The 23021-nt window shown below is 72.6% G+C and carries 22 protein-coding genes; 10 read left to right on the forward strand and 12 right to left on the reverse strand.

The genetic code is table 11. The features are described from left to right. The first annotated feature begins 62 nt into the window (after window positions 1-62). From IMZ35_RS12310 to IMZ35_RS12320, 3 genes are read left to right on the forward strand one after another with little or no spacing between them, the layout of a single operon-like run. Window positions 63-1526 (forward strand): NCS2 family permease, encoded by a 1464-nt coding sequence (locus IMZ35_RS12310; RefSeq protein ID WP_199441165.1) that lies wholly within the window; start codon window positions 63-65, stop codon window positions 1524-1526. Between the two features lie 50 nt (window positions 1527-1576). Beyond that, a complete protein-coding gene (locus IMZ35_RS12315) occupies window positions 1577-2005 on the forward strand; it encodes a MarR family winged helix-turn-helix transcriptional regulator (RefSeq protein WP_199441166.1) in 429 nt (142 codons plus the stop codon). Between the two features lie 4 nt (window positions 2006-2009). Next, window positions 2010-3362: an MFS transporter gene (locus tag IMZ35_RS12320; protein ID WP_199441167.1), complete on the forward strand. Its 1353-nt coding sequence runs from the start codon at window positions 2010-2012 to the stop codon at window positions 3360-3362. A gap of 201 nt (window positions 3363-3563) precedes the next feature. Here IMZ35_RS12320 and IMZ35_RS12325 read toward each other — a convergent pair whose 3' ends face one another. Beyond that, window positions 3564-4193: a superoxide dismutase gene (locus IMZ35_RS12325; protein ID WP_199441525.1), complete on the reverse strand. Its 630-nt coding sequence runs from the start codon at window positions 4191-4193 to the stop codon at window positions 3564-3566. A 190-nt stretch (window positions 4194-4383) separates the two neighbouring features. Between IMZ35_RS12325 and IMZ35_RS12330 the strand changes: the two genes are divergently transcribed. Continuing rightward, window positions 4384-4794 carry a hypothetical protein gene (locus IMZ35_RS12330; protein ID WP_199441168.1) on the forward strand — a complete coding sequence of 137 codons (411 nt, stop codon included), beginning with the start codon at window positions 4384-4386 and terminating at the stop codon, window positions 4792-4794. A gap of 58 nt (window positions 4795-4852) precedes the next feature. Here IMZ35_RS12330 and IMZ35_RS12335 read toward each other — a convergent pair whose 3' ends face one another. Next, window positions 4853-6352, reverse strand: a complete 1500-nt coding sequence (locus IMZ35_RS12335) for a glutamate-cysteine ligase family protein (protein ID WP_199441169.1) — start codon at window positions 6350-6352, stop codon at window positions 4853-4855. A 198-nt stretch (window positions 6353-6550) separates the two neighbouring features. On the opposite strand from IMZ35_RS12335, the gene IMZ35_RS12340 reads away from it, so the two are divergent. After that, on the forward strand, window positions 6551-7345 hold the full coding sequence (locus tag IMZ35_RS12340) for a TrmH family RNA methyltransferase (RefSeq protein WP_307867983.1): 795 nt from the start codon (window positions 6551-6553) through the stop codon (window positions 7343-7345). Between the two features lie 64 nt (window positions 7346-7409). Then, on the forward strand, window positions 7410-8051 hold the full coding sequence (locus IMZ35_RS12345) for a DUF2537 domain-containing protein (RefSeq protein ID WP_199441170.1): 642 nt from the start codon (window positions 7410-7412) through the stop codon (window positions 8049-8051). Window positions 8052-8090: 39 nt separating this feature from the next. On the opposite strand, the gene IMZ35_RS12350 is transcribed toward IMZ35_RS12345, so the two are convergent. Next, entirely contained in the window at window positions 8091-9950 is a 1860-nt protein-coding gene (locus IMZ35_RS12350; protein WP_199441171.1) for an ABC transporter ATP-binding protein, read from the reverse strand. Then, window positions 9947-11773 carry an ABC transporter ATP-binding protein gene (locus IMZ35_RS12355; RefSeq protein ID WP_307867985.1) on the reverse strand — a complete coding sequence of 609 codons (1827 nt, stop codon included), beginning with the start codon at window positions 11771-11773 and terminating at the stop codon, window positions 9947-9949. The genes IMZ35_RS12350 and IMZ35_RS12355 overlap by 4 nt, the downstream gene beginning before the upstream one ends. A 132-nt stretch (window positions 11774-11905) precedes the next feature. Between IMZ35_RS12355 and IMZ35_RS12360 the strand changes: the two genes are divergently transcribed. Further along, window positions 11906-12142: a hypothetical protein gene (locus IMZ35_RS12360; protein WP_229371735.1), complete on the forward strand. Its 237-nt coding sequence runs from the start codon at window positions 11906-11908 to the stop codon at window positions 12140-12142. Between the two features lie 12 nt (window positions 12143-12154). Here IMZ35_RS12360 and IMZ35_RS12365 read toward each other — a convergent pair whose 3' ends face one another. From IMZ35_RS12365 to IMZ35_RS12400, 8 genes are all read right to left on the reverse strand, one after another. After that, the gene (locus IMZ35_RS12365; protein ID WP_199441172.1) at window positions 12155-12583 is read right to left on the reverse strand and encodes a hypothetical protein; all 429 of its coding nucleotides are present in this window, start codon (window positions 12581-12583) and stop codon (window positions 12155-12157) included. A gap of 95 nt (window positions 12584-12678) precedes the next feature. Next, window positions 12679-13581, reverse strand: a complete 903-nt coding sequence (gene sepH, locus IMZ35_RS12370; protein ID WP_199441173.1) for a septation protein SepH — start codon at window positions 13579-13581, stop codon at window positions 12679-12681. 225 nt (window positions 13582-13806) lie between these two features. After that, window positions 13807-14943 carry a phosphoserine transaminase gene (gene serC, locus IMZ35_RS12375; protein ID WP_199441174.1) on the reverse strand — a complete coding sequence of 379 codons (1137 nt, stop codon included), beginning with the start codon at window positions 14941-14943 and terminating at the stop codon, window positions 13807-13809. A gap of 115 nt (window positions 14944-15058) precedes the next feature. Next, window positions 15059-15682 carry a response regulator gene (locus IMZ35_RS12380; protein WP_199441175.1) on the reverse strand — a complete coding sequence of 208 codons (624 nt, stop codon included), beginning with the start codon at window positions 15680-15682 and terminating at the stop codon, window positions 15059-15061. Next, entirely contained in the window at window positions 15679-16827 is a 1149-nt protein-coding gene (locus tag IMZ35_RS31730; RefSeq protein ID WP_199441176.1) for a sensor histidine kinase, read from the reverse strand. The genes IMZ35_RS12380 and IMZ35_RS31730 overlap by 4 nt, the downstream gene beginning before the upstream one ends. After that, window positions 16785-17609 (reverse strand): ABC transporter permease, encoded by an 825-nt coding sequence (locus tag IMZ35_RS12390; protein WP_199441177.1) that lies wholly within the window; start codon window positions 17607-17609, stop codon window positions 16785-16787. Before IMZ35_RS12390 ends, IMZ35_RS31730 begins: the two co-directional genes overlap by 43 nt. Further along, a complete protein-coding gene (locus IMZ35_RS12395; protein WP_199441178.1) occupies window positions 17606-18439 on the reverse strand; it encodes an ABC transporter ATP-binding protein in 834 nt (277 codons plus the stop codon). The genes IMZ35_RS12390 and IMZ35_RS12395 overlap by 4 nt, the downstream gene beginning before the upstream one ends. A 90-nt stretch (window positions 18440-18529) precedes the next feature. Continuing rightward, window positions 18530-19654, reverse strand: a complete 1125-nt coding sequence (locus IMZ35_RS12400; protein WP_199441529.1) for a citrate synthase 2 — start codon at window positions 19652-19654, stop codon at window positions 18530-18532. Window positions 19655-20182: 528 nt separating this feature from the next. Here IMZ35_RS12400 and pdxH point away from each other — a divergent pair. From pdxH to trhA, 3 genes are all read left to right on the forward strand, one after another. Then, on the forward strand, window positions 20183-20839 hold the full coding sequence (gene pdxH, locus IMZ35_RS12405; RefSeq protein WP_199441179.1) for a pyridoxamine 5'-phosphate oxidase: 657 nt from the start codon (window positions 20183-20185) through the stop codon (window positions 20837-20839). 96 nt (window positions 20840-20935) lie between these two features. Further along, entirely contained in the window at window positions 20936-22207 is a 1272-nt protein-coding gene (locus IMZ35_RS12410) for an MFS transporter (protein WP_307867989.1), read from the forward strand. An 84-nt stretch (window positions 22208-22291) separates the two neighbouring features. Beyond that, complete coding sequence (gene trhA / locus IMZ35_RS12415; protein ID WP_199441180.1) at window positions 22292-22978, forward strand: PAQR family membrane homeostasis protein TrhA; 687 nt, start codon at window positions 22292-22294, stop codon at window positions 22976-22978. The last annotated feature ends 43 nt before the right edge of the window (window positions 22979-23021 follow it).

Below are 23021 nucleotides of genomic sequence, written 5' to 3' on the forward strand. Positions count from 1 at the left end.
CCGGCCGGAACACGCGTGGGGCAGGCTCACGTGCCGAGAACCGCCGCACCGAGGGGAAGCGCATGGCCACGACGACGTCGACGCCGTCGAAGATCGACGGGTTCTTCAAGATCTCCGAGCGCGGCTCGACGATCGGGCGGGAGGTGCGCGGCGGGCTCGTCACGTTCGTGACGATGGCCTACATCGTCGTGCTGAACCCGCTGATCCTGGGCAGCTTCTCGGCCGACGACGCGGGGGCGAAGAAGGACGTGCTCGGCGCGGTCCTGCCCGTGCCGCAGGTCGCCGCCGTGACGGCCCTCGTCGCCGGTGTCACGACCATCCTGTTCGGGCTGGTGTCGAACCTGCCGTTCGCGATGGCGGCCGGGCTCGGCATCAACAGCTTCGTGGCCGTCACGATGGTGCCGCAGATGACCTGGCCGGAGGCGATGGGCCTGATCGTCGTCAACGGCGTCGTCGTGCTGCTGCTCGTCGTCACCGGTGTGCGCAAGGCGGTGTTCAACGCCGTGCCCGCCGAGCTGAAGGCGGCCATCGCCGTCGGCATCGGCCTGTTCATCTGCTTCATCGGCCTGGTCGACTCCGGGTTCGTGCGGCGGCTGCCCGACGCGGCGAACACCACCGTGCCCGTGGGACTGGGCATCGACAACTCCATCGCCTCCTGGCCGACGCTGGTCTTCGTCGTGGGGCTCCTGCTGATCGGCGTCCTGATGGCCCGCCGGGTGAAGGGCGCGATCCTCGTCGGCGTGCTGGCGACCACCGTGCTGGCCGTGGTGCTGGAGGCGGTCGTGCACGCCGGTCCGTCCGGGGGCACCGACCCCGGGGGCTGGAACCTCGGCTACCCGGCCGTGCCCGACTCGGTGTTCGGCCTGCCCGACCTGTCGCTGCTGGGCGACGTGTCGTTCGGCGCGTGGACCCGCGTCCCGGCGATCACCGCCGCGCTGCTCGTGTTCACCCTCGTGCTGACGGACTTCTTCGACACCGTCGGCACCATGACGGGCCTGGGCAAGGAGGCGGGTCTGGTGGACGAGCGGGGCCAGCTGCCGGACGTGAACCGGGCGCTGTTCGTCGACGGCCTCGGCGCGGTGGCCGGTGGCGCCGCGTCCGCGTCGTCCAACACCGTCTTCGTGGAGTCGGCCTCGGGCATCGCGGAGGGCGCGCGGACGGGCCTGGCGAACGTCGTGACGGGTCTGCTGTTCCTCGCCGCGATGTTCTTCACCCCGCTCTACCAGGTCATCCCCGTCGAGGCGGCGGCACCGGCGCTGGTGATCGTCGGCGCGCTGATGATGACGCAGGTCAAGGAGATCGACTTCGGCGACTTCTCCGTGGCGCTGCCCGCGTTCCTCACGATGGTGGTCATGCCGTTCACCTACTCGATCGCCAACGGCATCGGCGCGGGGTTCGTCAGCTACGTGCTGCTGCGCGCGCTGACCGGGCGCGCTCGCAGCGTCCACCCGCTGATGTGGGTGGTGGCCGCCGCGTTCGTCCTCTACTTCGCGATCGGGCCGATCCGGGCCCTGCTGGCCCCGTGACGCCCCGTTCGGCGCCACTGCCGGGTGAGATCGTGAGGTAGGCTAACGACGTGGACGACGCGGACGATCGTGGGCTTGCCGGCCGGTTGAGGTTGGCGGTGGTCAGGTTGAACCGTCGTCTCCGCGCACAGCGCACCAACTCCGCGATCTCGCTCACGCAGGTGTCCGCGCTGTCCACACTGCACAAGTGCGGACCGCTGACCCCCGGTGAGCTGGCATCGAAGGAGGGCGTCCAGCCCCCGTCGATGACCAGGGTGATCGCGGCCCTGGAGGACTTCGGGTTCGCCACCCGCCGCCCGCACCCGACCGACGGCCGTCAGGCCATCGTCGAGCTGAGCGAGCGGGGCCGGACGTACCTGCTCGACGAGATCTCCGCCAGGGAGGCGTGGCTGGACAAGCGTCTGGCCGAGCTGTCGCGCGAGGACCGGGAGCTGCTGTCGAGGGCGGCGGAGATCATCGACGGGATGGCGGGGCAGTAACGACGTGCCGGCGTACGCGGGTGGTGGCGAAGCGGACCAGCGGGACCGGGACCGATCCCTACCCCCGCCACCGTCAGCACCGCCACCGTCGCCACCGCTGGGACGCGCGCCCCGCGCCAGCGGCACGTTCGGCTCCCTGCGGGTCCGCAACTACCGCCTCTACGCCTCCGGGCAGGTCGTCTCGCTCGTCGGCGTGTGGATGCAGCGCGTCGCGCAGGACTGGCTCGTGCTGGAGATCTCCGGCGGCAGCCCGGTGGCGCTCGGCATCGCCGCGGCCCTGCAGTTCCTGCCCGTCCTGCTGCTGTCCCTGTGGGGCGGCGTGCTGGCCGACCGGCTCGACAAGCGCCGGTTCCTGCTGGTCCTGGAGACCGGGCTCGGCCTGTGCGCCCTCGCGCTCGGCCTGCTCGACGTCACCGGTCTCGCCCAGCTCTGGCACGTCTACCTGCTGTGCCTGCTGCTGGGCTGCGTGTCCGCGGTCGAGACGCCGGTGCGGCAGTCCTTCGTCGTGGAGATGGTCGGCCGCGACCAGCTCGGCAACGCCGTCGCGCTCAACTCGATGACGTTCAACCTGGCCCGCATGGTCGGCCCGGCGGTCGCGGGCGTGCTGATCACGGTCGTCGGCACCGGCTGGGTGTTCCTGGTCAACGCGGCGAGCTTCGTGGGCGTGCTGACCGGGCTGCTGCTCATGCGGACCGCCGACCTGCACCGCGCCGATCCCGTGCCCCGGCAGAAGGGGCAGCTGGTCGAGGGGCTGCGCTACGTGCGGCGGCGGCCCGACCTGATGATCCTGCTGTTCCTGGTGTTCTTCGTCAGCACCTTCGGCCTCAACTTCTACGTCACGCTCGCCGTGCTGGCCCGCAACGTCTTCGGCGGGGGCGCCGACGCCTACGGACTGCTGTCCACGCTGCTCGCCGTCGGCACGCTGGCCGGCGCGACGCTGGCCGCCCGGCGCAGCTCGCGCGGCAGACCCCGCACGAGGCTGCTGATCACCGGCGCGCTGACGTTCGGCGTGCTGGAGATCGTGGCCGGGCTGATGCCGAGCATCTGGACCGTCGGCGCGGTGCTGATCCCGGTGGGCATCGCGATGATGACCTTCACGACGACGGCCAACTCCACCGTGCAGCTGTCGGTGGCACCGGCGATGCGCGGGCGCGTCATGGGCATCTACATGCTGGTCTTCCTCGGCGGCAACCCCCTCGGCGGACCGGTGATGGGCTGGCTGGCCGAGCACTTCAGCGGTCGCGCGCCGCTGGTCGTGGGAGGGGCCGTGTCCGTCGTGACGGCGCTGGTCGGCGGGTTCGTGCTGATGCGCCGCAGAGACGCCGTCGAGAAGGACTTCCCCGAAGCCAAAGCTTAGGCTAACCTAAGTCTCGTCGCTTCGTGGTGGGAGCGGCGGTCAGTTCGGGAACGGACGGTGCCCCGCCCCTCGCTCGTACCGCGAGGGGCGGGGCACCGTCGTCCGCGCTGGAAGGAGGCCGGTGCCGGACCCCTCGTGAGGGCCCGGCACCGTCGACGGGAGCTTGTCGGAGCGTCCACGCCGAGTTCTGCGGCGACGCGACTACGTCGTGGGCAGCAGCAGGCCGTTCTGGCCCGCCCGCGCCGCCTCGAAGCGGGCGTTGACGTCGGTCCAGTTCACGACGTTCCACAGCGCGCTGATGTAGTCGGCCTTCAGGTTGCGGTACTGCAGGTAGTACGCGTGCTCCCAGATGTCGAACACCAGCAGCGGCGTCGTGGCGATCGACAGGTTCGAGTGGTGGTCCTTGAGCTGCTGGGTGATCAGCCGCCGGCCGACCGGGTCCCACGCCAGGACTCCCCAGCCGGAGCCCTGGATCGTGCTCGCCGCCGCGCCGAGCTGGGCGCGCAGCTTGTCGAACGAGCCGAAGTGCTCGTCGATCGCCGCGGCCAGCTCACCGGTCGGCTTGTCGCCGCCGTCCGGGCTGAGGTTCTTCCACCAGATCTGGTGCAGCGAGTGACCGGCGAGGTGGAACGCGAGCGTGGTCTCCAGGCCGACGATCGAGCCGAACGCGTCCTGGTCGCGCGCCTCGGCGATCTGCTCCAGGGTGTCGTTCGCGCCCTTCACGTAGGCCAGGTGGTGCTTGCTGTGGTGCAGCTCGTTGATCTCGCCGATGATCGCCGGCTCCAGATCCGCGTAGTCGTAGTCCAGGTCCGGCAGCACGTACGGGGCCATCGCGCTCTCTCCCATCGCCTTCTTCTGCAAGTGTCTATCACTTGCAACATACTGGCAATTAGGCGCGTGCGGGCGTTCGGGGGACGTTGCCGCTGGTGGCGCGCGACCGGCCCGGCGTCGCCGCGGCGCGCGTGAACCGCATTCCGGACGTGTGAGCGACGGTCTCGCGGGAGGGTGCAGACTGGACACCATGGCATCCGAGGAGGACTGGCCGGTCGAACAGACCTGGTCCATGCGCAACACGCACTGGCACGCGTACGTCGAACACACCTCGCTCGACCACGCGTCCCCTCGGCAGGAGCGGCTGGAGCGCACCCCGGAAGAGGTGCTGACCACGCCCACCGAGGTCGCCGCCTGGCTGGAGGTCAACCTCCGCAGCGCGACGAAGCCCGAGGAGGCGGGGAAGAAGCGGGTCACGGACGACCGCGACTTCTCCGACTCCAACCGGGTGCACACCTCGATCGCCTCGCGCGGCGAGTCGATCTACACGGGTGTGAAGGGGATGCTGACGCTCGCCGTCGAGGCCGTCACGCCCGACGACTGCCGCAGCTCCCACGACGGGGCCGACGTGGCGCCGCTGAAGTCGGGGCGCCGCCGCTGATCGCCGGCCGCCGCTCGCGGGGAGGAGGACCGCCGCCCTCCCGCCCGCTCGCGACGGCTCAGCCGATCGGCCAGGTGTGCACCGGTTCCCCGGTGTGCATCAGCTCCACGTAGCGCTTCACCATGCCCGTCAGCGCCGTGTCCCGGTCCGCGCCGCGCTCCTGGAGCAGTGCCACGGTGTCCCGCTGCCACGACGCGCCGGTGCACCGGGCCAGGCAGCGCTGCTCGATCACCCCGAGGTAGCGCTCCCGCGCCGCGTCGGACACGCCGCAGTCGCGCAGGCCCTCGTGCGCCATCGGCAGCAGCAGTCGCAGCACCAGCTCGTCGGACGGCACCCAGCCGATGTCCGGCCAGTACAGCTGGGCGTGCATCCCGTGCCGCGCACCGGTGTAGAGGTTCTCCTCCGCCGCCTGGAACGACATCTGACTCCACAGTGGACGGTCCTGCGAGACGAGCGCCCGCTGCGCGCCGTAGAAGAACGCCGCGTTGGCCAGTGTGTCGACGACCGTCGGTCCCGCCGGCAGCACCCGGTTCTCCACCCGCAGGTGCGGCACGCCGTCCACCACGTCGTACACCGGGCGGTTCCACCGCCACACGGTTCCGTTGTGCAGCCTCAACTCCGCCAGACGCGGCGCGCCTCCGGCGGCCAGCACCTCCAACGGGTCCTCGTCGCCGGTCTCGGGCAGCAGCGCGGGGAAGTAGCGGGCGTTCTCCTCGAACAGGTCGAAGATCGAGGTGATCCACCGCTCGCCGAACCACACGCGCGGGCGCACGCCCTGGTTCTTCAGCTCGTCGGGCCTGGTGTCCGTGGCTTGCAGGAACAGCGGGATGCGGGTCTCGTGCCACAGCGCCTTGCCCAGCAGGAACGGCGAGTTCGCGCCGATCGCCACCTGCACGCCCGCGAGGCACTGCGCGGCGTTCCAGTGGTCGGCGAAGTCCTCCGGCGCGACCTGGAGGTGCAGCTGCACCGACGTGCACGCGGCCTCGGGCAGGATCGTCTCGGCGTAGCTGCGCAGCCGCTCCGGCCGACGGCGGCCCGGCATCGGGGTGCCCTCCACCTGGAGCACCGTCTCCTCACCGCGTGCGGCGAGGATCTGGTCGTTGAGCAGCGCGTAGCGCGGGCCGCGGGAGATCCAGCGGGCGTCGAAGTGCTCGTGCCGCAGGGTCGGCAGCACGCCGATCATCACCAGTCGCGCTCCGGCGTCCCCGGCCTTCGCGTCCGCCGCGTTCAGCGACTCCCGCAGCTCGTGCTCCAGGCCGAGCACCTCGTCCCCGGCCAGTGCGCGCGGCGGGACGTTGAGCTCCAGGTTCTGCTGACCCAGCTCCAGCGTGAACGACGGGTCGTCGATCTTCTCCAGCACCTCGGCGTTGGCCATCGCCGGACGCATCTCGTCGTCGACGAGGTTGAGCTCGATCTCCAGGCCCATCTGCTGACGGGGGAAGGAGAAGCTGTTCTGCGCCAGCATCGTCGCCAGGGCGTCCAGCGACCGGTGGACCTTCTCGCGGTACCGCTGCCTGTCTTCCCTGGTGAACGTGCGACCGGAGACCTCTCCTCCCACGTCGTCCCCCCTTCGCTCGACCCGGCACAGCGGTTTCGGCGGAGGCTTCACCGTGGCACGGACACCTGGCCCCCGCCAGCGCCCATCCCGGTGCTCTCCGTCACCTCGTAGTGACGATCAGCGAGAAGACGCTGGTGGAAGGATTGATCGTTGCGCCCTCCGGGGCATCCCACGTGTCCGGGATGCGAGACTGGCCCGGTGCAGGCCATCGAGATCGACGACCCGGCCGACCCCAGGCTGGACGACTTCCGGGACCTGTCGACGGCCGACCGGCGTCCCGACCGGCCCGGCGGGCGCGGCCTCGTGATCGCCGAGGGCGTCGTCGTGGTGGAACGGCTGCTCGCCTCGCCCTACCCCGTGCGCGGCCTGCTCGGCGTCCGCCGCCGGATCGAGGCGCTGGAGCCGCTGCTCGCGCCGGTCGACGCCCCCGCCTACGTCACCTCCGCCGAGGTGATGGCCGAGGTCGTGGGCTTCCACCTCAACCGGGGCGTGCTCGCCGCAGCCGATCGCGCTCCCCGGCGCTCGGCGCGGGAGCTGGCAGCCGGGGCGCGGCGGCTGGCCGTGCTGGAGGGCGTGGGCGACCACGAGAACCTCGGCGCGCTGTTCCGCAACGCCGCCGCGCTCGGCGTCGACGGCGTCCTGCTCGCGCCGGGGTGCAGCGACCCGCTGTACCGGCGCAGCGTCCGCGTGTCGATGGGGCACGTGCTGCGCGTCCCGTTCGCGACGCTCGACGACTGGCCCGGCGGTCTGCAGGTGCTGCGCGACGAGGGGTTCCGCGTCGCCGCGCTCACCCCGCGCGGCGGAGCGGTCGGCCTGGCGGACGCCGGTCTGCGCGGCGAGCGGGTGGCCGTGCTGCTCGGCTCGGAAGGACCGGGGCTCACCGAGGAGGCGCTGGCCGAGGCCGACCTCGCCGTGCGCATCCCCATGGCGGACGGGGTCGACTCGCTCAACGTCGCCACGGCCGCCGCGGTGGCGTTCTACGCCATCACCTGAGACGGCCCGGACACGATACGTTCGACCCGGCGGAATTCGACCGGTCGGTGGAGGCGAGGGGTTCGTGGAGTTGCGTGTCCGCGATGGCCGCGCGGTGCTGGCGGGGCGGGACGAGACCGGTGAGCAGGAGGTCGACCCGCACACGCTGCCGCTCGGCGGCGGTCTGGCCGAGGCGCTGCACGAGTGGGCGAAGGTCGCCGACGCCGTCACCCGCAACGGCGTGCCGGACGACGGCGCGGCCGCCGCGCTCGTCACCCGGCGCGGCCGGCAGCTCGCGCTGCGGCTCGCGGCCTCGATGCGCACCCCCGTGACGTACTCCGATCCGGTGACGGGTGAAACGGGTCTGATCACCGCTCCCGAGCCTCCCGCGCCGACGCCGGAGGGTCCGGCGGAGGAGCCGTCGCCGTCGACGCCCGCGAAGGAGACGCCGGGGGAGGAGACGCCGGCGGAGGAGACGCCGTGGGCGACCGGGCTCACCGTCAGCGGCGTCGTCACGGCCCTGGTGGCGTTCAGCGTCGTGACGCTGTCCCTCGGCCTCGGCGAGACCGGCGGCTGGCTCGCCCTGGTGGCGAACGTGCTGGTCGTGGGCGGGCTCGCGCCGTCGGTGTGGCTCGCCCGCCGGGTCCCCGTGTGGCGCTGGGTCGCCCACGGGGTCGTCGCCGGCGTGCTCCTCGCCTGGTTCGCGCTGGTCCTGACCCTGCTGTAGGGCGCGGCCGGTGCCGGACGCCGACCTCGGGAACGCGGCTCAGGCCAGGGAGTCGAGCCACGCCGTGTGCAGCGCGGCGAACCGTCCGCCGTCCCCGATCAGCTCCTCCGGCGTGCCGTCCTCGACGACGCGCCCGCCGTCCACCACCAGCACCCGGTCGGCGATCAGCACCGTGGACAGCCGGTGGGCGATGATCAGCGCCGTCCGGTCGGCCAGCACCGTCTTCAGCGCCGCCTGCACGTCCCGCTCGGTCGGCACGTCCAGGCTGGACGTGGCCTCGTCGAGCACGAGCACCGCCGGATCGGCGAGGAACGCCCGCGCGAACGCCACCATCTGCCGCTGCCCGGCCGAGAGCCGCCCGCCGCGCTTGCGCACGTCGGTGTCGTAGCCCTCGGGCAGCGCGGTGACGAACTCGTGCGCTCCCACCGACGCCACCGCCTGCTCGACGTCGGCCCGCGACGCGCCCGGCCTGCCCAGCGCGACGTTGTCCGCGAGGGAACCGGAGAACAGGAAGTTCTCCTGCGTCACCATCACCACCGCTCGCCGCAGGTCGGTGTCGGACAGCGAGCGCAGGTCGACGCCGTCCAGCAGCACCGCGCCCGCGCTCGGGTCGTAGAACCGGGCCACGAGCTTCGCGAGCGTCGTCTTGCCCGCCCCCGTCGCACCGACCAGCGCCACCGTCTGCCCGGCCGGGACGTGCAGGTCGAAGGAGGGCAGCACCACCGGCGTCCGCTCCGAGTAGCGGAACTCCACGCCGTCGAAGCGCACGTCGCCGCGGGCGTGCGGCAGCGGCTTCGGCTCCTGCGGCTCCGGCACCGACGGTTCCTCCTCCAGCAGTCCGGAGATCTTCTCCAGCGCCGCCGTCGCCGCCGTGTAGGAGTTGGTGAACATCGCGATCTCGTCGAACGGGTCGTAGAACCGCCGCAGGTACAGGGTGAACGCGGCGAGCACGCCCAGCTCCAGGCCGCCGCCGGCCACCCGCACCGCGCCGATCGCGATCACCACGGCCAGCGAGACGTTGCCGATCACGCGGGCCAGCGCCGTGAACGTCGCCATCACGGTCAGCGCGTCGGTGTTGGCGTCGCGGAACCGGCCGTTCAGCTCGCCCATGATCTTCTCGTTGCGCGCCTCCCGGCGGAACGCCTGCACCGCGCGGATGCCGTTCATCGTCTCGACGAACTGGACGATGATCTTGGCGATGGCGCCGCGCGTGCCCCGGTAGACCCGCGCCGAGCGCCGCCGGAACCACCGCACCAGCAGCACCATCGGCACGAACCCGGCCAGTGCGACCAGCGCCAGCGGCAGGTCCAGCCACAGCAGCACCGCGGTGATGCCGACGATCGACAGCATCGCCGTGAAGAAGCCGTCCAGCCCCATCTCCAGCAGGTCCTGCAACGCGTCCACGTCGCTGGTCAGCCGCGAGATGACCTTGCCGGACGTGTAGGACTCGTGGAAGGCCACCGACAGCCGCTGCGAGTGCCGGAAGACCCGGTTGCGCAGGTCCTGGAGGAGGTCCTGGCCGATGCGGCCGATCAGCCGCACGAACGCGTAGCGCATCCCCGTGGCGACCAGCGTCGACGCCGCGTACCCGCCGACGAGCCACGCGAGCGCCTGCGGGCGGCCGTCCAGCGCCGCCGGGACACCCGTGTCGATCGCGGCCGCGATCAGCAGCGGACCCGCCAGGGTGACGACGTTCTCCAGCACCACGATCAGCAGCGCCAGCAGGACGGGGCGCAGCCGCGGTCGCAGCAGCGAACCCAGCAGCCGCCGCGACCTGGTCTGGAGCTTCACGCCCGTCGCGTGGTCCAGCTCCTCGACGTCCTCGGCGGCGACACCGCGCCACGCCTCCTCCGCCGCGGGAACGTCCACCCGCTCCGTCTCCGCGTCCGTCGTGCTCATCGCGCCGCCACCTCCTCGTCCTGCGCCGCGCTCCCGGCGGTGCCGGCGGTGCCGGCCGTGCCGGCGGTGCCGTCAGCGCTGGACAGCAACCGCCGGTACTCCTCGTCGTGCTCCAGCAGGTGGTGGTGCTCGCCCACGGCCGCGATCCGACCGTCGACGATCATCGCCACCCGGTCGGCGAGCTGCACCGTGCTCGGCCGGTGCGCGACGACGAGCGCCGTCACCCCGTGCAGCACGCGCCGCAGCGCCGCCTCGACCTCGGCCTCGGTGTGCACGTCCAGCGCCGAGAGCGGGTCGTCCAGCACCAGCACGGCCGGTCGCCCGACGACCGCGCGGGCCAGCGCGAGCCGCTGCCGCTGACCACCCGACAGCGACAGGCCCTGCTCGCCGATGCGCGTGTCCAGGCCCCACGGCAGCGCGTCGACGAACTCCTCCGCCCGCGCGATCCGCAGCGCCTCCCGCACCCGCGCCTCGTCCGCGCCCGGAGCGCCCAGCGCCACGTTCTCGGTGACGCTCGCGGAGAACAGCACCGGCTCCTCGAACGCCGTGCCCACGACTCGCCGCAGGTCGGCGAGGTCGAGGTCGCGCACGTCCACGCCGTCCACGGTCACCCGCCCGGCGGTGACGTCGGCCAGTCGCGGCACGAGAGCCGTGAGCGTCGTCTTGCCCGAGCCGGTGGCCCCGACCAGCGCGATCGTCTCGCCGGGACGCACGTCCAGGTCGACGCCGCGCAGGACCTCGTCGTCGCTGCCGGGGTGGGAGAACCGGACGCCCTCGAAGCGCACGTGCCCGCGCACCGGCGTGGCCAGCGGCACCGGCTCGGCCGGGTTCTGCACCGTCGTCGGCTCGTCGATCACCTCGAAGTACCGCTCGGTCGCCGCGGCGGCCTGGTTCGTCTCGGCCAGCAACCAGCCGATCGAGTCCGTCGGCCAGCGCAGGTAGGCGCTCACGGTGATCGCCGCGACCAGCGTGCCCACGCTCGTCGTGCCCTGCGCGATGCCGAAGCTGCCCAGCGCGAGCTGTCCGGCGACCGCCATCTCCGGCAGCACGATCAGCACGGCCCACAGCGCGGCGAAGATCCGCGCCTTGTGCAGCTCGGTCGCGCGCAACTCGGCGGCCTGCGCGGCGAAGCGCCGCGCCAGCTCGGGGCCGCGGCCGAACGCCTTGAGCACCCGGATGCCCAGCACGGACTCCTCGACCGTGGTCGTCAGGTCGCCCGCCTGGTCCTGCGCCGTGCGCGCCACGACCTTGAACTTCGACTCGAACAGGTAGGAGATGGCCACCAGCGGCAGGGAGGTGACCAGGAGCACGGCGCCGAGCAGCGCCGACAGGTGGAACAGCACGCCGAGACCGATGACGAGCACGGCCGTGTTGACCACCAGGAAGATGGCCGCGAACGCCACGAACCGGCGCACGGTGTTGAGGTCGGTCGTGGCCCGCGACAGCAGCTGGCCGGACTGCCAGCGGTCGTGGAACGAGACCGGCAGCGCTTGGAGGTGGGCGTACAGCTCGGCGCGCATCGTCGCCTCCACCGCCGTCGACGGCGCGGCGATCAGCTTGCGCCGCAGGTAGAACAGCCCGGCCTCGGCGAGGCCGAGCACGACGACGAGCAGCACGAGCCACGGCAGCGAGCCGGTGTCGCCGCGGGCGATCGGCCCGTCGACGACCTCCCGGATCACCAGCGGGATCGCGAGGCCGCAGAGCATCGCCACGAGCGTCGCGAAGATCACCAGCAGCACCCGCGCCCGGTGGGGTCGGACGTGGGGCCAGAGCCTGCGCAGTGTCGACGTGGTGGAAGTGCTGCGGTCGGACAGGTCGGTCACGCGTCCCCCTCGGGTCCACCTCGACAGTACGAAGGCGGCCCGTTCCCGGCATCCGCTTTTTCCATCGTGCGACCTGGAGCGCGCTGGAGGTCCAGTTGCCGAGCGCGGTGCGTGCTGGACATCATGTGGGCCATGACGCGCCCGGAGCCGGTCCGCTTCCTCCGCAGCGAGCCCTCGATGGCCTTCCCGCACGGCCGTCTGCTGGCCGTGCGGGAAGGACGCGCGCACGTGCTCTCCGCCGACGGCTGGGACCGCGTGGGCGACCGCGCCCCGAGCGGAGCCACCCGCCTGAGCCGCGCCGAGGCCGAGGCCTGGTGCGCCCGCGAGGGCTGGCCCCAGCCCCTCCTGACCGAGGTCCCCCGCCCCTGACCCGCGTGGGGGTCAGGAGCGCTTGATCTTGTAGGACGTCAGCAGGGCGGCCAGGGCGTAGCCCGCTGCCGCCACCAGGGCCGAGGCGACCCACTTGTTGCCCACGACGTCGCGCAGCGACTCGTGGAGGCGGAACCAGTGGGCCACGGCCACCACGAACGGGCCCAGGACCACGATCGGCCAGACCGGGCGGACGCGGACCAGCCACAGGACGGGACCGGCCAGCAGCACGCTCAGCACCAGGGCGATCGGGAGGGCCACCAGCACGAGCAGGACGAACTCGCTCATGTCCGTCTCGTTCAGCCAGTCGTTGAGCACGCCGTTCTGGTACGCGCTGGCCCACGCCATCACGAGTCCGAAACCGACGACCGCGGACGCCACGACCCGGTAGAGAACGGTGAAGACGACACTCCTGGGGGACGTGCGAGTCACATCAGTCACGCCCTGCACTATTACCGCTCTGCCACCCCGCTCAAACCCCGGAACGCGAACGGCTCCCGAGTCGCAACGCGATTCGGGAGCCGTGCACGTGCGGTCTACCCCCGGTTGGACCGGACGCCCAGCAGGACGTCCTCCCAGCTGGGCACGATCGGGTGGTTCTTCTTGCCGCGCTTCGGCGGCTCCTTGCGCGCGGCGGCGGCGTCGGCCGCGACGGCCTGCGCCGGGACCTGCTCGCCGGGCTCCACGGGCACGACCGTCTCCGGCAGGACGACCTCGACGGGCTCGGGCTGGCGGGGCTCCTCCTTGGCGAGGATCTCCGGCTCGAGCTCGCGGTCGATCGGCGACTGCGGACGGCTCTGCGCCTCCAGCGCCTGCCTGGCCAGCTGGGTGACCGGGCGGACCGTGCGCAGCGTGCGGTTCGGGTTCGGGTCCATCAGGTCGACGGCGCCCTCGTCCAGCGCGGTCACCGTCCCGCCGTGCGCTCCGGGGTGGAACGCCCAGTGGGCCAGGTTGTCCGACCGCCCCGCCTGCCAGTGCAGCTGGACGACCCACTTGCCGTCCTCGCCGCGCCAGGAGTCCCACCGCACGTCGGTGTAGTCCTGGCCGCGCAGCCCGAAGGAGTGCGCCACGACCTCGCCGAGCGTCTGCACGTCCGGCCCGTCCTCGCGCACCGGGTGGGCGCGCTGGGCCAGGTCGGCCGTGCGGGAGCGCTCCAGCAGGACCGGGTACGCGTACCGCTCGACCCGGTGAGTGGGCAGCCCGGCCGCCGCGGCGACCTGCTCCACGCTCTCACCGGCGCGGATGCGCGTCTGGATCTCGCGGGGGCGCATCTGGCTCTGCACCTCGATCTCGATCTGCCCGAGCCGGGTGAGATCTCCGCGAGCGGCCGCCCGCAGCCGCTCGTCCGCGGGGAGCACGAAACGCTCGCCGCGGTCGGGACATTCGAGGATGACGGACTTGCCGTCCTCGTCGAGCCCGACGACTCGCAACGCTCGCATCATGGCCTCCCTCCGCTGCGCCACCTGCTGAGCGCTGACGCTAATGCGGCGAGCCTCCTTGACGCGGGAGGCTCGCCGTGCGATTTGATATCTTCACGTGATCCTGCCCCAACTCCGGCGACCGCGCACTCCGGTTGTCGCAGTTCGTGCGCGCTGTGAACTCCCCGAACGCCGGCGAGGCCGCCCCGCGGTGCGCGGAACGGCCTCGCCGGGTGCTGGACAGGATCACCCGAGCTGGGACACGACCCACTCGATCGACCGGGTCAGCGCGGTCACGTCGTCCGGCTCGATCGCCGGGAACATGCCGACCCGGAGCTGGTTGCGGCCGAGCTTGCGGTAGGGCTCCACGTCGACCACGCCGTTCGCGCGCAGCACCTTCGCCACGACGGAGGCGTCCACGGAGTCGGCGAAGTCGATCGTGCCCACGACCTGCGAGCGCAGCGCGGGGTCGGTCACGTACGGCGTCGTGTATTCGGTGGCCTCGGCCCACGAGTAGAGGCGCTGCGAGGAGTCGGCGGTGCGGGCGGTGGCCCAGTCCAGGCCGCCGTTGCCGAGAATCCACTCGATCTGGTGGGCGAGCAGGAACAGCGTGCTCACCGACGGGGTGTTGTAGGTCTGGTCCTTGACGGAGTTGTCGACCGCCGTGGGCAGCGACAGGAACTCCGGCACCCAGCGGCCCGACGCGCCGATCTCGGCGACGCGCTCCAGCGCGGCCGGGCTCATCAGCGCCACCCACAGGCCGCCCTCGGCGGCGAAGGACTTCTGCGGCGCGAAGTAGTACACGTCGGTGTCGGCGACGTCCACGGGCAGCCCGCCCGCCCCGGACGTGGCGTCGATCGCGACGAGCGCCCCCTCGGAACCGGCGGGGCGGCTCACCGGCACGGCCACACCGGTCGACGTCTCGTTGTGCGCCCAGCCCACGAGGTCGGCGCCCTGCTGGTAGGCGATCTCCGGCGCGGAACCGGGGTCGGCCTTCACGACGATCGACTCGCCGAGGAACGGCGCGTCGTTCGTGACCTTGGCGAACTTCGAGGAGAACTCGCCGTAGGTGAAGTGCTGGGCGCGCTCGCGGACCAGACCGAACGCGGCGGCGTCCCAGAACGCCGTGGTGCCGCCGTTGCCGAGCACGACCTCGTAGCCCTCGGGCAGCGAGAACAGCTCGCGCAGACCGGAGCGGACCCGGCCGACGAGGGACTTCACCGGCTTCTGCCGGTGGGAGGTGCCCAGGAGGGCCGCGCCCTCCGTGACCAGCGCCTGCAACGCCTCCGGGCGGACCTTGGAGGGGCCGCAGCCGAAGCGCCCGTCGGACGGCTTCAGCTCGTCGGGCAGCGTCAGGGTGGTCGGGTCGGCGGTCTGGGTCATGTGCGACGCCTCCGTGGGCGGGAGTGGTGGGACCTCCTGACCGGCGCCGTTGCCGGGAGTTCCAGTGTTGCAGCCGGGTAGCCGGGACATGACGCCCGGGTGCCGCTCGTCACGGTCAGCGCGTCAGCTCGCCGCGGTCGATCGCCGTGGTCACGGCGGCGGTGCGGTCGGACACGCCGAGCTTGGCGAAGACCCTGAGCAGGTGCGTCTTCACCGTCGCCTCGCCGATGTGCAGGGCGCGGCCCACCTCGGCGTTGGACAGCCCGTCGGACACCAGGCGCAGCACCTGCACCTCGCGCGCCGTCAGCGACTGGCGCACCGGGGTGCGGACCCGGTTCACGAGCTTGCCCGCGACGGACGGCGCCAGCACGGTCTCCCCGCGCGCGGCGGCCCGGATCGCGGTGACCAGCTCCTCGCGGGAGGAGTCCTTGAGCAGGTAGCCCGCCGCACCGGCCTCGACGGCGCGCAGGATGTCGGCGTCCGTCTCGTAGGTCGTGAGCACGACGACACGGCTGGGCGACCCCGAGGAGATGATCCGGCCGGTGGCGCCCACGCCGTCCAGGCCGGGCATCCGCAGGTCCATCAGCACCACGTCCGGCGGGTCGGCGAGGACCAGCGCGACGGCCTCCTCGCCCGATCCGGCCTCGCCGACCACGACCAGGTCCGGTTCGGTCTCCAGCATCCCGCGCAGCCCGGCCCGCACGACCGGGTGATCGTCGGCGAGCAGCAGTCTGATCACAGCGGCACCTCCAGGTCGACCGTCGTGCCCCCGGCTGGCTCGCCGCGCACGACGAGCGAGCCTCCCACCTGCTCGGCGCGCGCCCGCATCCCGCGCAGGCCGAACCCCTCCGGCCGCTCGCCGACGCCGCGGCCGTCGTCCCGCACGAGCAGGCGCACCGACGCCGGGCCGAACCGCAGCTCCAGGGTCACGTGCGACGCCCCGGCGTGCTTGCGGACGTTGTTCAGCGCCTCCTGCGCCGACCGCAGCAGCACCACCTCGACGGGGGTGGGCAGCGGGCGCGGCGTGCCGGTGGTCGACCGCTCGGTGGTGATGCCCAGCTCCTCGGCCAGCCGCGCGACCTGCCGCTCCAGCGCGTCGTCCAGGGAGCGGCCGGAGAGCTGCGCCGGTGTGGTGGTCTCCACCAGCGCCCGCGCCTCGGCGAGGTTCTCCCGCGCGGTGCCCGCGGCCAGCGCGAGGTAGCGGCGTGCCGCCTCGGGGTCGCCGTCGAGCCGCGACTCGGCCGCCTGCACGAGGGTCACGACGCTGGTGAACCCCTGGGCGAGCGTGTCGTGGATCTCCCCGGCCATCCTTGCCCGCTCGGCGGCCACGCCCGCCTCGTGCGACAGGCGGGCGTAGTTCTCCCGCGTCTCCCGCAGCTCCTCGGCCTGCCCGACCATCCGGTCGATCGCCCAGGCGAACGCGTGCGAGAGCACCACGACGAGCGCGGTCAGCGGGAACACCCCGCTCGGGAAACCGGTGGTCAGCCACCCGGTCACCGGCCAGACGCCCACGAACAGGACGGCGGGCGGGAGCGCCCACCACAGCGGCAGGGACGCGTAGACCAGCGGGACGTGGGCGAACAGCGCGAACGTCGCCGAGGGCGCGGCCAGCACCGCGCACACGTGCAGGACGAACAGCACGCCCAGGAACGGGACGCGCCAGCGCAGCTCCAGCCGGTCGTCCGGCAGCCGCGGCCGCACCAGCAGGCACCAGCAGGCGGCGAGGACCAGGAGACCGGTCGCCACCGCCTGCCGCCGCGCGGAGACCCCGTCGCCGAGGAGGACCGCCACCACCGTCACCGCGAGCGCGACGAGGGCGAAGCGGCTCCACGGGTCGACCCTCATCCCGCGCGCCGGTCCGTCCAGCGGAACGTCACCGCGCACAGGGCGAGTCCCGCGACGCACCACGCGAGCAGCACCAGGGCGATCCGACCGTGTTCCCACGAACCGGCAGCCTCCTGCAGGGCGAGGGTGTCGGGCAAGAACACCGACCGGAACCCCTGGCTGACCCACTTGAGCGGGAACAGCGAACCGGTCGTGACCATCCACGACGGCAGCGAGGAGATCGGCAGGATGAACACGCCGGACACGAACTGGAGCGCCACGTACGGCAGGTTCAGCACGGCCGGGGCGCTGCGGGCGGAGCGGGCGAGCGAGCTGGCCGCGATGCCCAGCAGCGAGCAGGAGATCACGCCGAGCACGAACACCCACGCGAAGGTGAGCCAGCGGCTCGCGTCGGTCGGCAGGCGCACGTCGAACAGGGGGACGGCGACCGCGAGCATCAGCACGACCTCGGCGGCGCTCGCGACGGCCACCAGGACCAGCTTGCCGATGAAGTAGGAGGCGGCGGGCAGCGGCGTGCCGTGCAGGCGCTTGAGCGTGCCGTCCTCGCGGTCCTGCGCGATGCCGACGCCCAGGGTGAGGAACGAGGTCGAGATGATGCCGGCGCCGATCATGCTGGCCGCGAACATCTGGCTCGTCGTGACGTCCGTGCCGGGGATCTCGTCGCCGAAGACGCTGCCCAGCAGGGCCATGAGCAGCGCGGGCAGCGCGAAGGTGAAGAGGACCGCCTCCTTCGCGCGGAAGAACTGCCGGAGTTCGGCGCCGCCCCTGGCGAGGCCGAGCGCGAGGGTGCCGGGGAGCGGACGTGCCTCGGTGGTGGTCATGCGCGTGCTCCGATCAGGTCCAGGTAGGTGTCCTCCAGGCTCGGCCTGGTCACGGTCAGCTCGGTCAGCTCACCGTGCGCGCCGAGCTCCGCGACCAGCGCGGTGGGGTTCGGGGTGCGGCGCAGCTGCGGGCCGCGCTCGTCGACCCAGCGCACGGTGGCCTCGGCCGTCGCGCGCCCGCCCAGCGAGGCGGGGGTGCCCTCGGCGACGACCTCGCCGTTCGCGATGACGGCGACCCGGTCGGCCAGCTCCTCGGCCTCGTCCAGGTAGTGGGTGGTCAGCAGGATCGTGGTGCCCTCGGCGGCGAGCGTCCTGATCAGCGACCAGAACCGCCGCCTGGCCTCCGGGTCGAACCCGGTGGTCGGCTCGTCGAGGAACAGCAGCTCGGGACGGCCCACGATGCCGAGCGCCACGTCCAGCCGCCGCCGCTGACCCCCGGACAGCGAGTCGGCCCTGGAGCGGCTCTTGCCGGTCAGCCCCACCAGCTCGACGACCTCGGCCGGGTCGCGCGGGTTCGGGTAGAGGCGGGCGAAGTGGCGGACCGACTCGGCGACGGTCAGCTCGCCCGCGTCGTGGGTGTTCTGGAGCACCACGCCGATGCGGGCCCGCCACGCCCGCGTCGCCCGGCCGGGGTCCTCGCCGAGCACGGACACCCGCCCGTCGTCGCGGCGGCGGTGGCCCTCCAGGATCTCCACGGTGGTGGACTTGCCCGCGCCGTTCGGGCCGAGCAGGGCGAACACCTCGCCCGGCGCCACGTGCAGGTCGAGGCCGCGCACCGCCTCGTGCTGCCCGTAGGTCTTGCGCAGACCCCGTACTTCGATCGTGTTCATGGGACACATGCTGTCGCCCGGAGGGGGTCCGGCGGGACGACCGTGCGACGTACTCCCCGTGTCCACCGGTCGGTGGACACGGGGAGCGGATCACGCCGCCGAGACGGTGTCCCAGCCCTCGACCTCGGAGGGGGTGCGCGGGGCGGGGCCGACGTACTTCGCGGACGGCCGGACCAGGCGGCCGGTGCGCTTCTGCTCCATGACGTGCGCCGACCAGCCGGCCGTGCGGGCGCACGTGAACATCGCGGGCATCATGTGCGGCGGGACCTGCGCGAAGTCCAGGATCACCGCGGCCCAGAACTCCACGTTCGTCTCGATCGCCCGGTCCGGCCGCCGCTCGCGCAGCTCGGCCAGCGCCGCCCTCTCCAGCTCGGCGGCCACCTCGTAGCGCTCGGCGCCCAGCTCCTGGCACGTGCGGCGCAGCACGCGGGCCCGCGGGTCCTCGGCCCGGTAGACCCGGTGCCCGAAGCCCATCAGCCGCTCCTTGCGGTCCAGCAGGCCCGCCACGAAGCCCCGCGCGTCACCGGAGCGCTCGACCGCCTCGATCATCGGCAGCACGCGCGCCGGAGCGCCGCCGTGCAGCGGACCGGACATCGCGCCGATCGCGCCGGACAGCGACGCGGCCACGTCGGCCCCGGTCGAGGCGATGACCCGCGCGGTGAAGGTGGAGGCGTTCAGGCCGTGCTCCGCCGCCGACACCCAGTACGCGTCGAGCGCCTTCACGTGCGCCGGGTCGGGTTCGCCGCGCCAGCGGGTGAGGAACCGCTCGGTGGTCGACGCGCACTCGTCGATCCGCTTCTGCGGCACGGCCGGGCGGCCGAGGCCGCGCGCCGACTGGGCCGCGTAGGACAGCGCCATGACCGACACGCGGGCGAGCTGCTCGCGCGCCTGCTCGTCGGTGATGTCCAGCAGCGGCTCGCAGCCCCACACGGGGGCCAGCATCGCGAGCGCCGCCTGCACGTCCACCCGCACGTCACCGGTGTGCACCGGGACGGGGAACGGCTCGGCGGGCGGCAGGCCCCGGCCGAAGCGGCCGTCGACCAGCAGCGCCCACACGTCGCCGAAACCGACGTGACCCGCGAGGTCCTCGATGTCCACGCCCCGGTAGCGCAGCGCGCCGCCGTCGCGGTCGGGCTCCGCGATCTCCGTGCGGAAGGCGACGACGCCCTCCAGACCGGGTTTGAAACCGTCGTCCTGCTCGACCACCTGCACCACGTCGTGCACCGTCCCGTTCTCTCGCGTCGTCTCCCCGGACTCCGCGCGCGACCTGGAACTCCGGCGCGCGGGCTGGCGCCACAGTGCTCCCGCGAGAGCCGCTGGGCAATCATCCCGGCGGTGGTTTCGATCACGATCCAGTGAACGATTCAGTCGGGCGGTTCCACCGCGCGTGCGCCAGCCGCGCCAGCGCCCCGCCGCGCCCCGTCGAGTCCGGACCCGACGCGGTTCCCGGCGGCGGTCTCACGACCGTCCTGGCGCGCGACGCCGTGACAGCGCAGCGTGACGACGGCTCCGCGTCGCGCGCACAAGCGAGATGGAATTCCCCGGAGAACCCGCTGGAAACGCGGGGGATCGTCTGACTCGATCACGTTCACGATCTAGACGAGCGACGCGTGCGGACGGTCACCTCGACCGGTGTCGGGCATCACCGTCCGGGTGGTTTCGCGGTGGTGGATTTGGCCGTACGGTCGCGTGACCACGGGCCATCACGAGTACCCGTCTTCTCGCTCGGCTGGAGGTCGATCCATGACGGAGACGACGAACATCGCACTCCCGGCGATGCGTGCGTCCTACGAGCACGGTTCGCTGAGCGAGGCGGAGCTGATGCCGACGTGGCACGAGCAGTTGCAGCTCTGGCTGGACCAGGCGGCGGGCGCGGGTCTGCCCGAACCGAACGCGATGGTGCTCGCGACGGCCGACACCGAGGGCCGCCCGTCCTCCCGCACGGTGCTCGCCAAGGGACTCGACGCGCGCGGACTCGTGTTCTTCACCAACTACACGTCCAACAAGAGCCACGACCTCATGGCCACGCGCTACGCCTCGGCCACGTTCCCCTGGTACCCGGTGCAGCGGCAGGCGCACGTGCGCGGCACCGTGGAGAAGGTCGGCCCGGAGGAGACGGCCGCCTACTGGGCGAGCCGGCCGCGCGGGTCGCAGCTCGGCGCCTGGGCGTCGCCGCAGTCCCGCGTCGTCAGCGGCCGCGGCCCGCTGGAGAGCGCGCTGCACAAGATCGAGAGGCAGTTCGCGGACGCCGAGCAGGTGCCCGTGCCACCGCACTGGGGCGGCTGGCGCATCCGGCCGGAGGAGGTCGAGTTCTGGCAGGGCCGCCGCGACCGGATGCACGACCGGTTGCGCTTCCGGCAGGGCCGCGACGGCTGGTCGCTGGAACGCGTGGCTCCCTGATCCCCCGGCACGACGAGGCCGCCTCCGACTCCGGTCGGGGGTGGCCTCGGTGACGTTCTGGGGTCGGCACAACTCCTTCGCCTAGGCTAACGAGTCGTGCGTGCGCTGAAGAGGATCGCGATCGACACGCGGCCGCTGAAGGTGGTCGCGTTCCGGCGGCTCTGGCTCTCCACGATCGTCACGGCGATCGGCAGCCAGCTCTCCGCGGTGGCCGTGCCGAAGCAGGTCTACGACATCACCGGCTCGTCGGCGTGGGTCGGCGTCGCGGCGGGCGCCGCGCTCGTGCCGCTGCTGGTCTTCGGGCTCTACGGCGGCGCCATCGCCGACACCGTCGACCGGCGCAAACTGCTCGTGGTCACCAACTCCGGCCTCGCGGTCACGGCGGTGCTGCTGTGGGTCCAGGCCGCGCTGGGGCTGGACTCGCTGTGGCTCGTCATCGTCCTGCTGGGACTGCAACAGGCGTTCTTCGCGATCAACGGACCCGCGCGCAGCGCGTCCGTGGCCCGGCTCGTGCCCGCCGAGATGCTGCCCGCGGCCTCCGCGCTCAGCTCCACCGTCATGAGCTTCGGCGCGGTCCTCGGACCTCTGCTGGCGGGCGCGCTGATGCCCGTCCTCGGCCTGCCGGTGCTCTACCTGATCGACGCCGTCGCCCTCACCGCGACGATCTGGGCGGTGTGGAAGCTGCCGCCGCTGCCCCCGCTCAACGGCCCGGCGCGGCGCGCGGGACTGCGGGACGTGCTCGACGGGTTCCGCTACCTGGCGGTCCAGCGGGTGCTGCTGGCGTCGTTCCTGCTGGACGTCATCGCCATGGTCTTCGGGATGCCGCGCGCGCTGTTCCCCGAGCTGGCCGAGCGGACGTTCGGCGACCCGCCCGGCGGCGGCTTCGCGCTGGGCGTGCTGTTCGCCGCCGTCCCGATCGGCGCGCTGGTCTTCGGACTGACGTCCGGGTGGCTGTCCCGCGTGCACCGGCACGGCGTGGGCGTCGTGCTCGCGGTCGTCGCCTGGGGCGTGGCCATCGCCGCGTTCGGCCTGGCCGGGTCGCTGTGGGTGGCCGCGGTGTTCCTCGCGCTCGCCGGGGCGGCCGACATGGTCAGCATGGTGTTCCGCGGCGCGATCCTCCAGACCGCGGCCACCGACGAGATGCGCGGCCGGATGCAGGGCGTGTTCATCGTGGTCGTGGCCGGTGGCCCGAGGCTCGCCGACCTGCTGCACGGCACCGCGGGCGCGGCGGTCGGCCCTGGGACCGCGACGACGGTCGGCGGCGTCCTCGTGGTGGTGGTGACGGTCGTGGCGGTCCTGCTGCTCCCGGCGATCTGGCGCTACCGCTTCACCCCGGAGACGGGGTCGGCGGTACCCGCGGAACGCTGAGGCCGCAGACCAACACCGAGTGGAGCGATGTTGTTCACTTCCGTGTGAGATGCGGACCCGATGGGGCTGACTTACTTTTGAGCCATGGCCAACGTGTTGCTGACGCCGGAAGCCGCGCCCGGCGAGCGCCCCTCGCTGAGGGGCTGGCTGCACCTGTGGTCGTTCTACGTCTCCCTGGTGGGAGCCTCGACGCTGATCTCCGTCGCCGTCGTCCTGGCCGACCTGTCGGACCGCGGCATCGCCAGCGTCGTCCTCTACTCCGTGACGCTGATCGGCCTGTTCGGCACCAGCTCGCTGTTCCACCGGCACACGTGGACCAGTTCGCGGTCCTACGTGTGGATGAAGCGCCTCGACCACAGCATGATCTTCCTGTTCATCGCGGGCACGTACACGCCGTTCGCGGTGCTCTCGATGTCGTCCTCGACCGGGGGCGTCGTGCTCGCGGTCGTGTGGGGCGGCGCGCTGGCCGGGGTCGTGCTCAAGATGGTCTGGCCGCGCGCGCCCCGCTGGGTGGGCACGCCGATCTACATCGCGCTCGGCTGGGTCGCCGTGTTCGTGCTGCCGGACATCGCGCGCGGAGCGGGGACCGCGGCCCTCGTGCTGCTCGCGGTCGGCGGCGCGTTCTACACGGCGGGCGCGGTGCTCTACGCGACGCGCTGGCCCGACCCGTGGCCCGGCGTCTTCGGCCACCACGAGTTCTTCCACGCGGCCACGGTCCTCGCCGCGCTCTGCCACCACGTCGCGATCTGGCTGGCGGTCTTCTCGGGCTGAACGGCCGCTACCGGCCGCGGGCGTGATCCGGCACACTCGGCGC

Origin of the sequence: Umezawaea beigongshangensis (assembly GCF_016464305.1) — a bacterium.
In the GTDB taxonomy this organism is placed as follows: domain Bacteria; phylum Actinomycetota; class Actinomycetes; order Mycobacteriales; family Pseudonocardiaceae; genus Umezawaea_A; species Umezawaea_A beigongshangensis.

Coding starts and splice junctions, on each gene's coding strand:
- IMZ35_RS12325 (WP_199441525.1), bottom strand. CDS start 4,193: ATGGCCCCGTACGTGCTGCCGGACCTGGACTACGACTACGCGGATCTG.
- IMZ35_RS12390 (WP_199441177.1), bottom strand. CDS start 17,609: ATGACCACCACCGAGGCACGTCCGCTCCCCGGCACCCTCGCGCTCGGC.
- IMZ35_RS12360 (WP_229371735.1), top strand. CDS start 11,906: ATGACGCGCCCGGAGCCGGTCCGCTTCCTCCGCAGCGAGCCCTCGATG.
- IMZ35_RS12395 (WP_199441178.1), bottom strand. CDS start 18,439: ATGAACACGATCGAAGTACGGGGTCTGCGCAAGACCTACGGGCAGCAC.
- IMZ35_RS12330 (WP_199441168.1), top strand. CDS start 4,384: ATGGCATCCGAGGAGGACTGGCCGGTCGAACAGACCTGGTCCATGCGC.
- sepH (WP_199441173.1), bottom strand. CDS start 13,581: ATGCGAGCGTTGCGAGTCGTCGGGCTCGACGAGGACGGCAAGTCCGTC.
- IMZ35_RS12310 (WP_199441165.1), top strand. CDS start 63: ATGGCCACGACGACGTCGACGCCGTCGAAGATCGACGGGTTCTTCAAG.
- pdxH (WP_199441179.1), top strand. CDS start 20,183: ATGACGGAGACGACGAACATCGCACTCCCGGCGATGCGTGCGTCCTAC.
- trhA (WP_199441180.1), top strand. CDS start 22,292: ATGGCCAACGTGTTGCTGACGCCGGAAGCCGCGCCCGGCGAGCGCCCC.
- IMZ35_RS12350 (WP_199441171.1), bottom strand. CDS start 9,950: ATGAGCACGACGGACGCGGAGACGGAGCGGGTGGACGTTCCCGCGGCG.
- serC (WP_199441174.1), bottom strand. CDS start 14,943: ATGACCCAGACCGCCGACCCGACCACCCTGACGCTGCCCGACGAGCTG.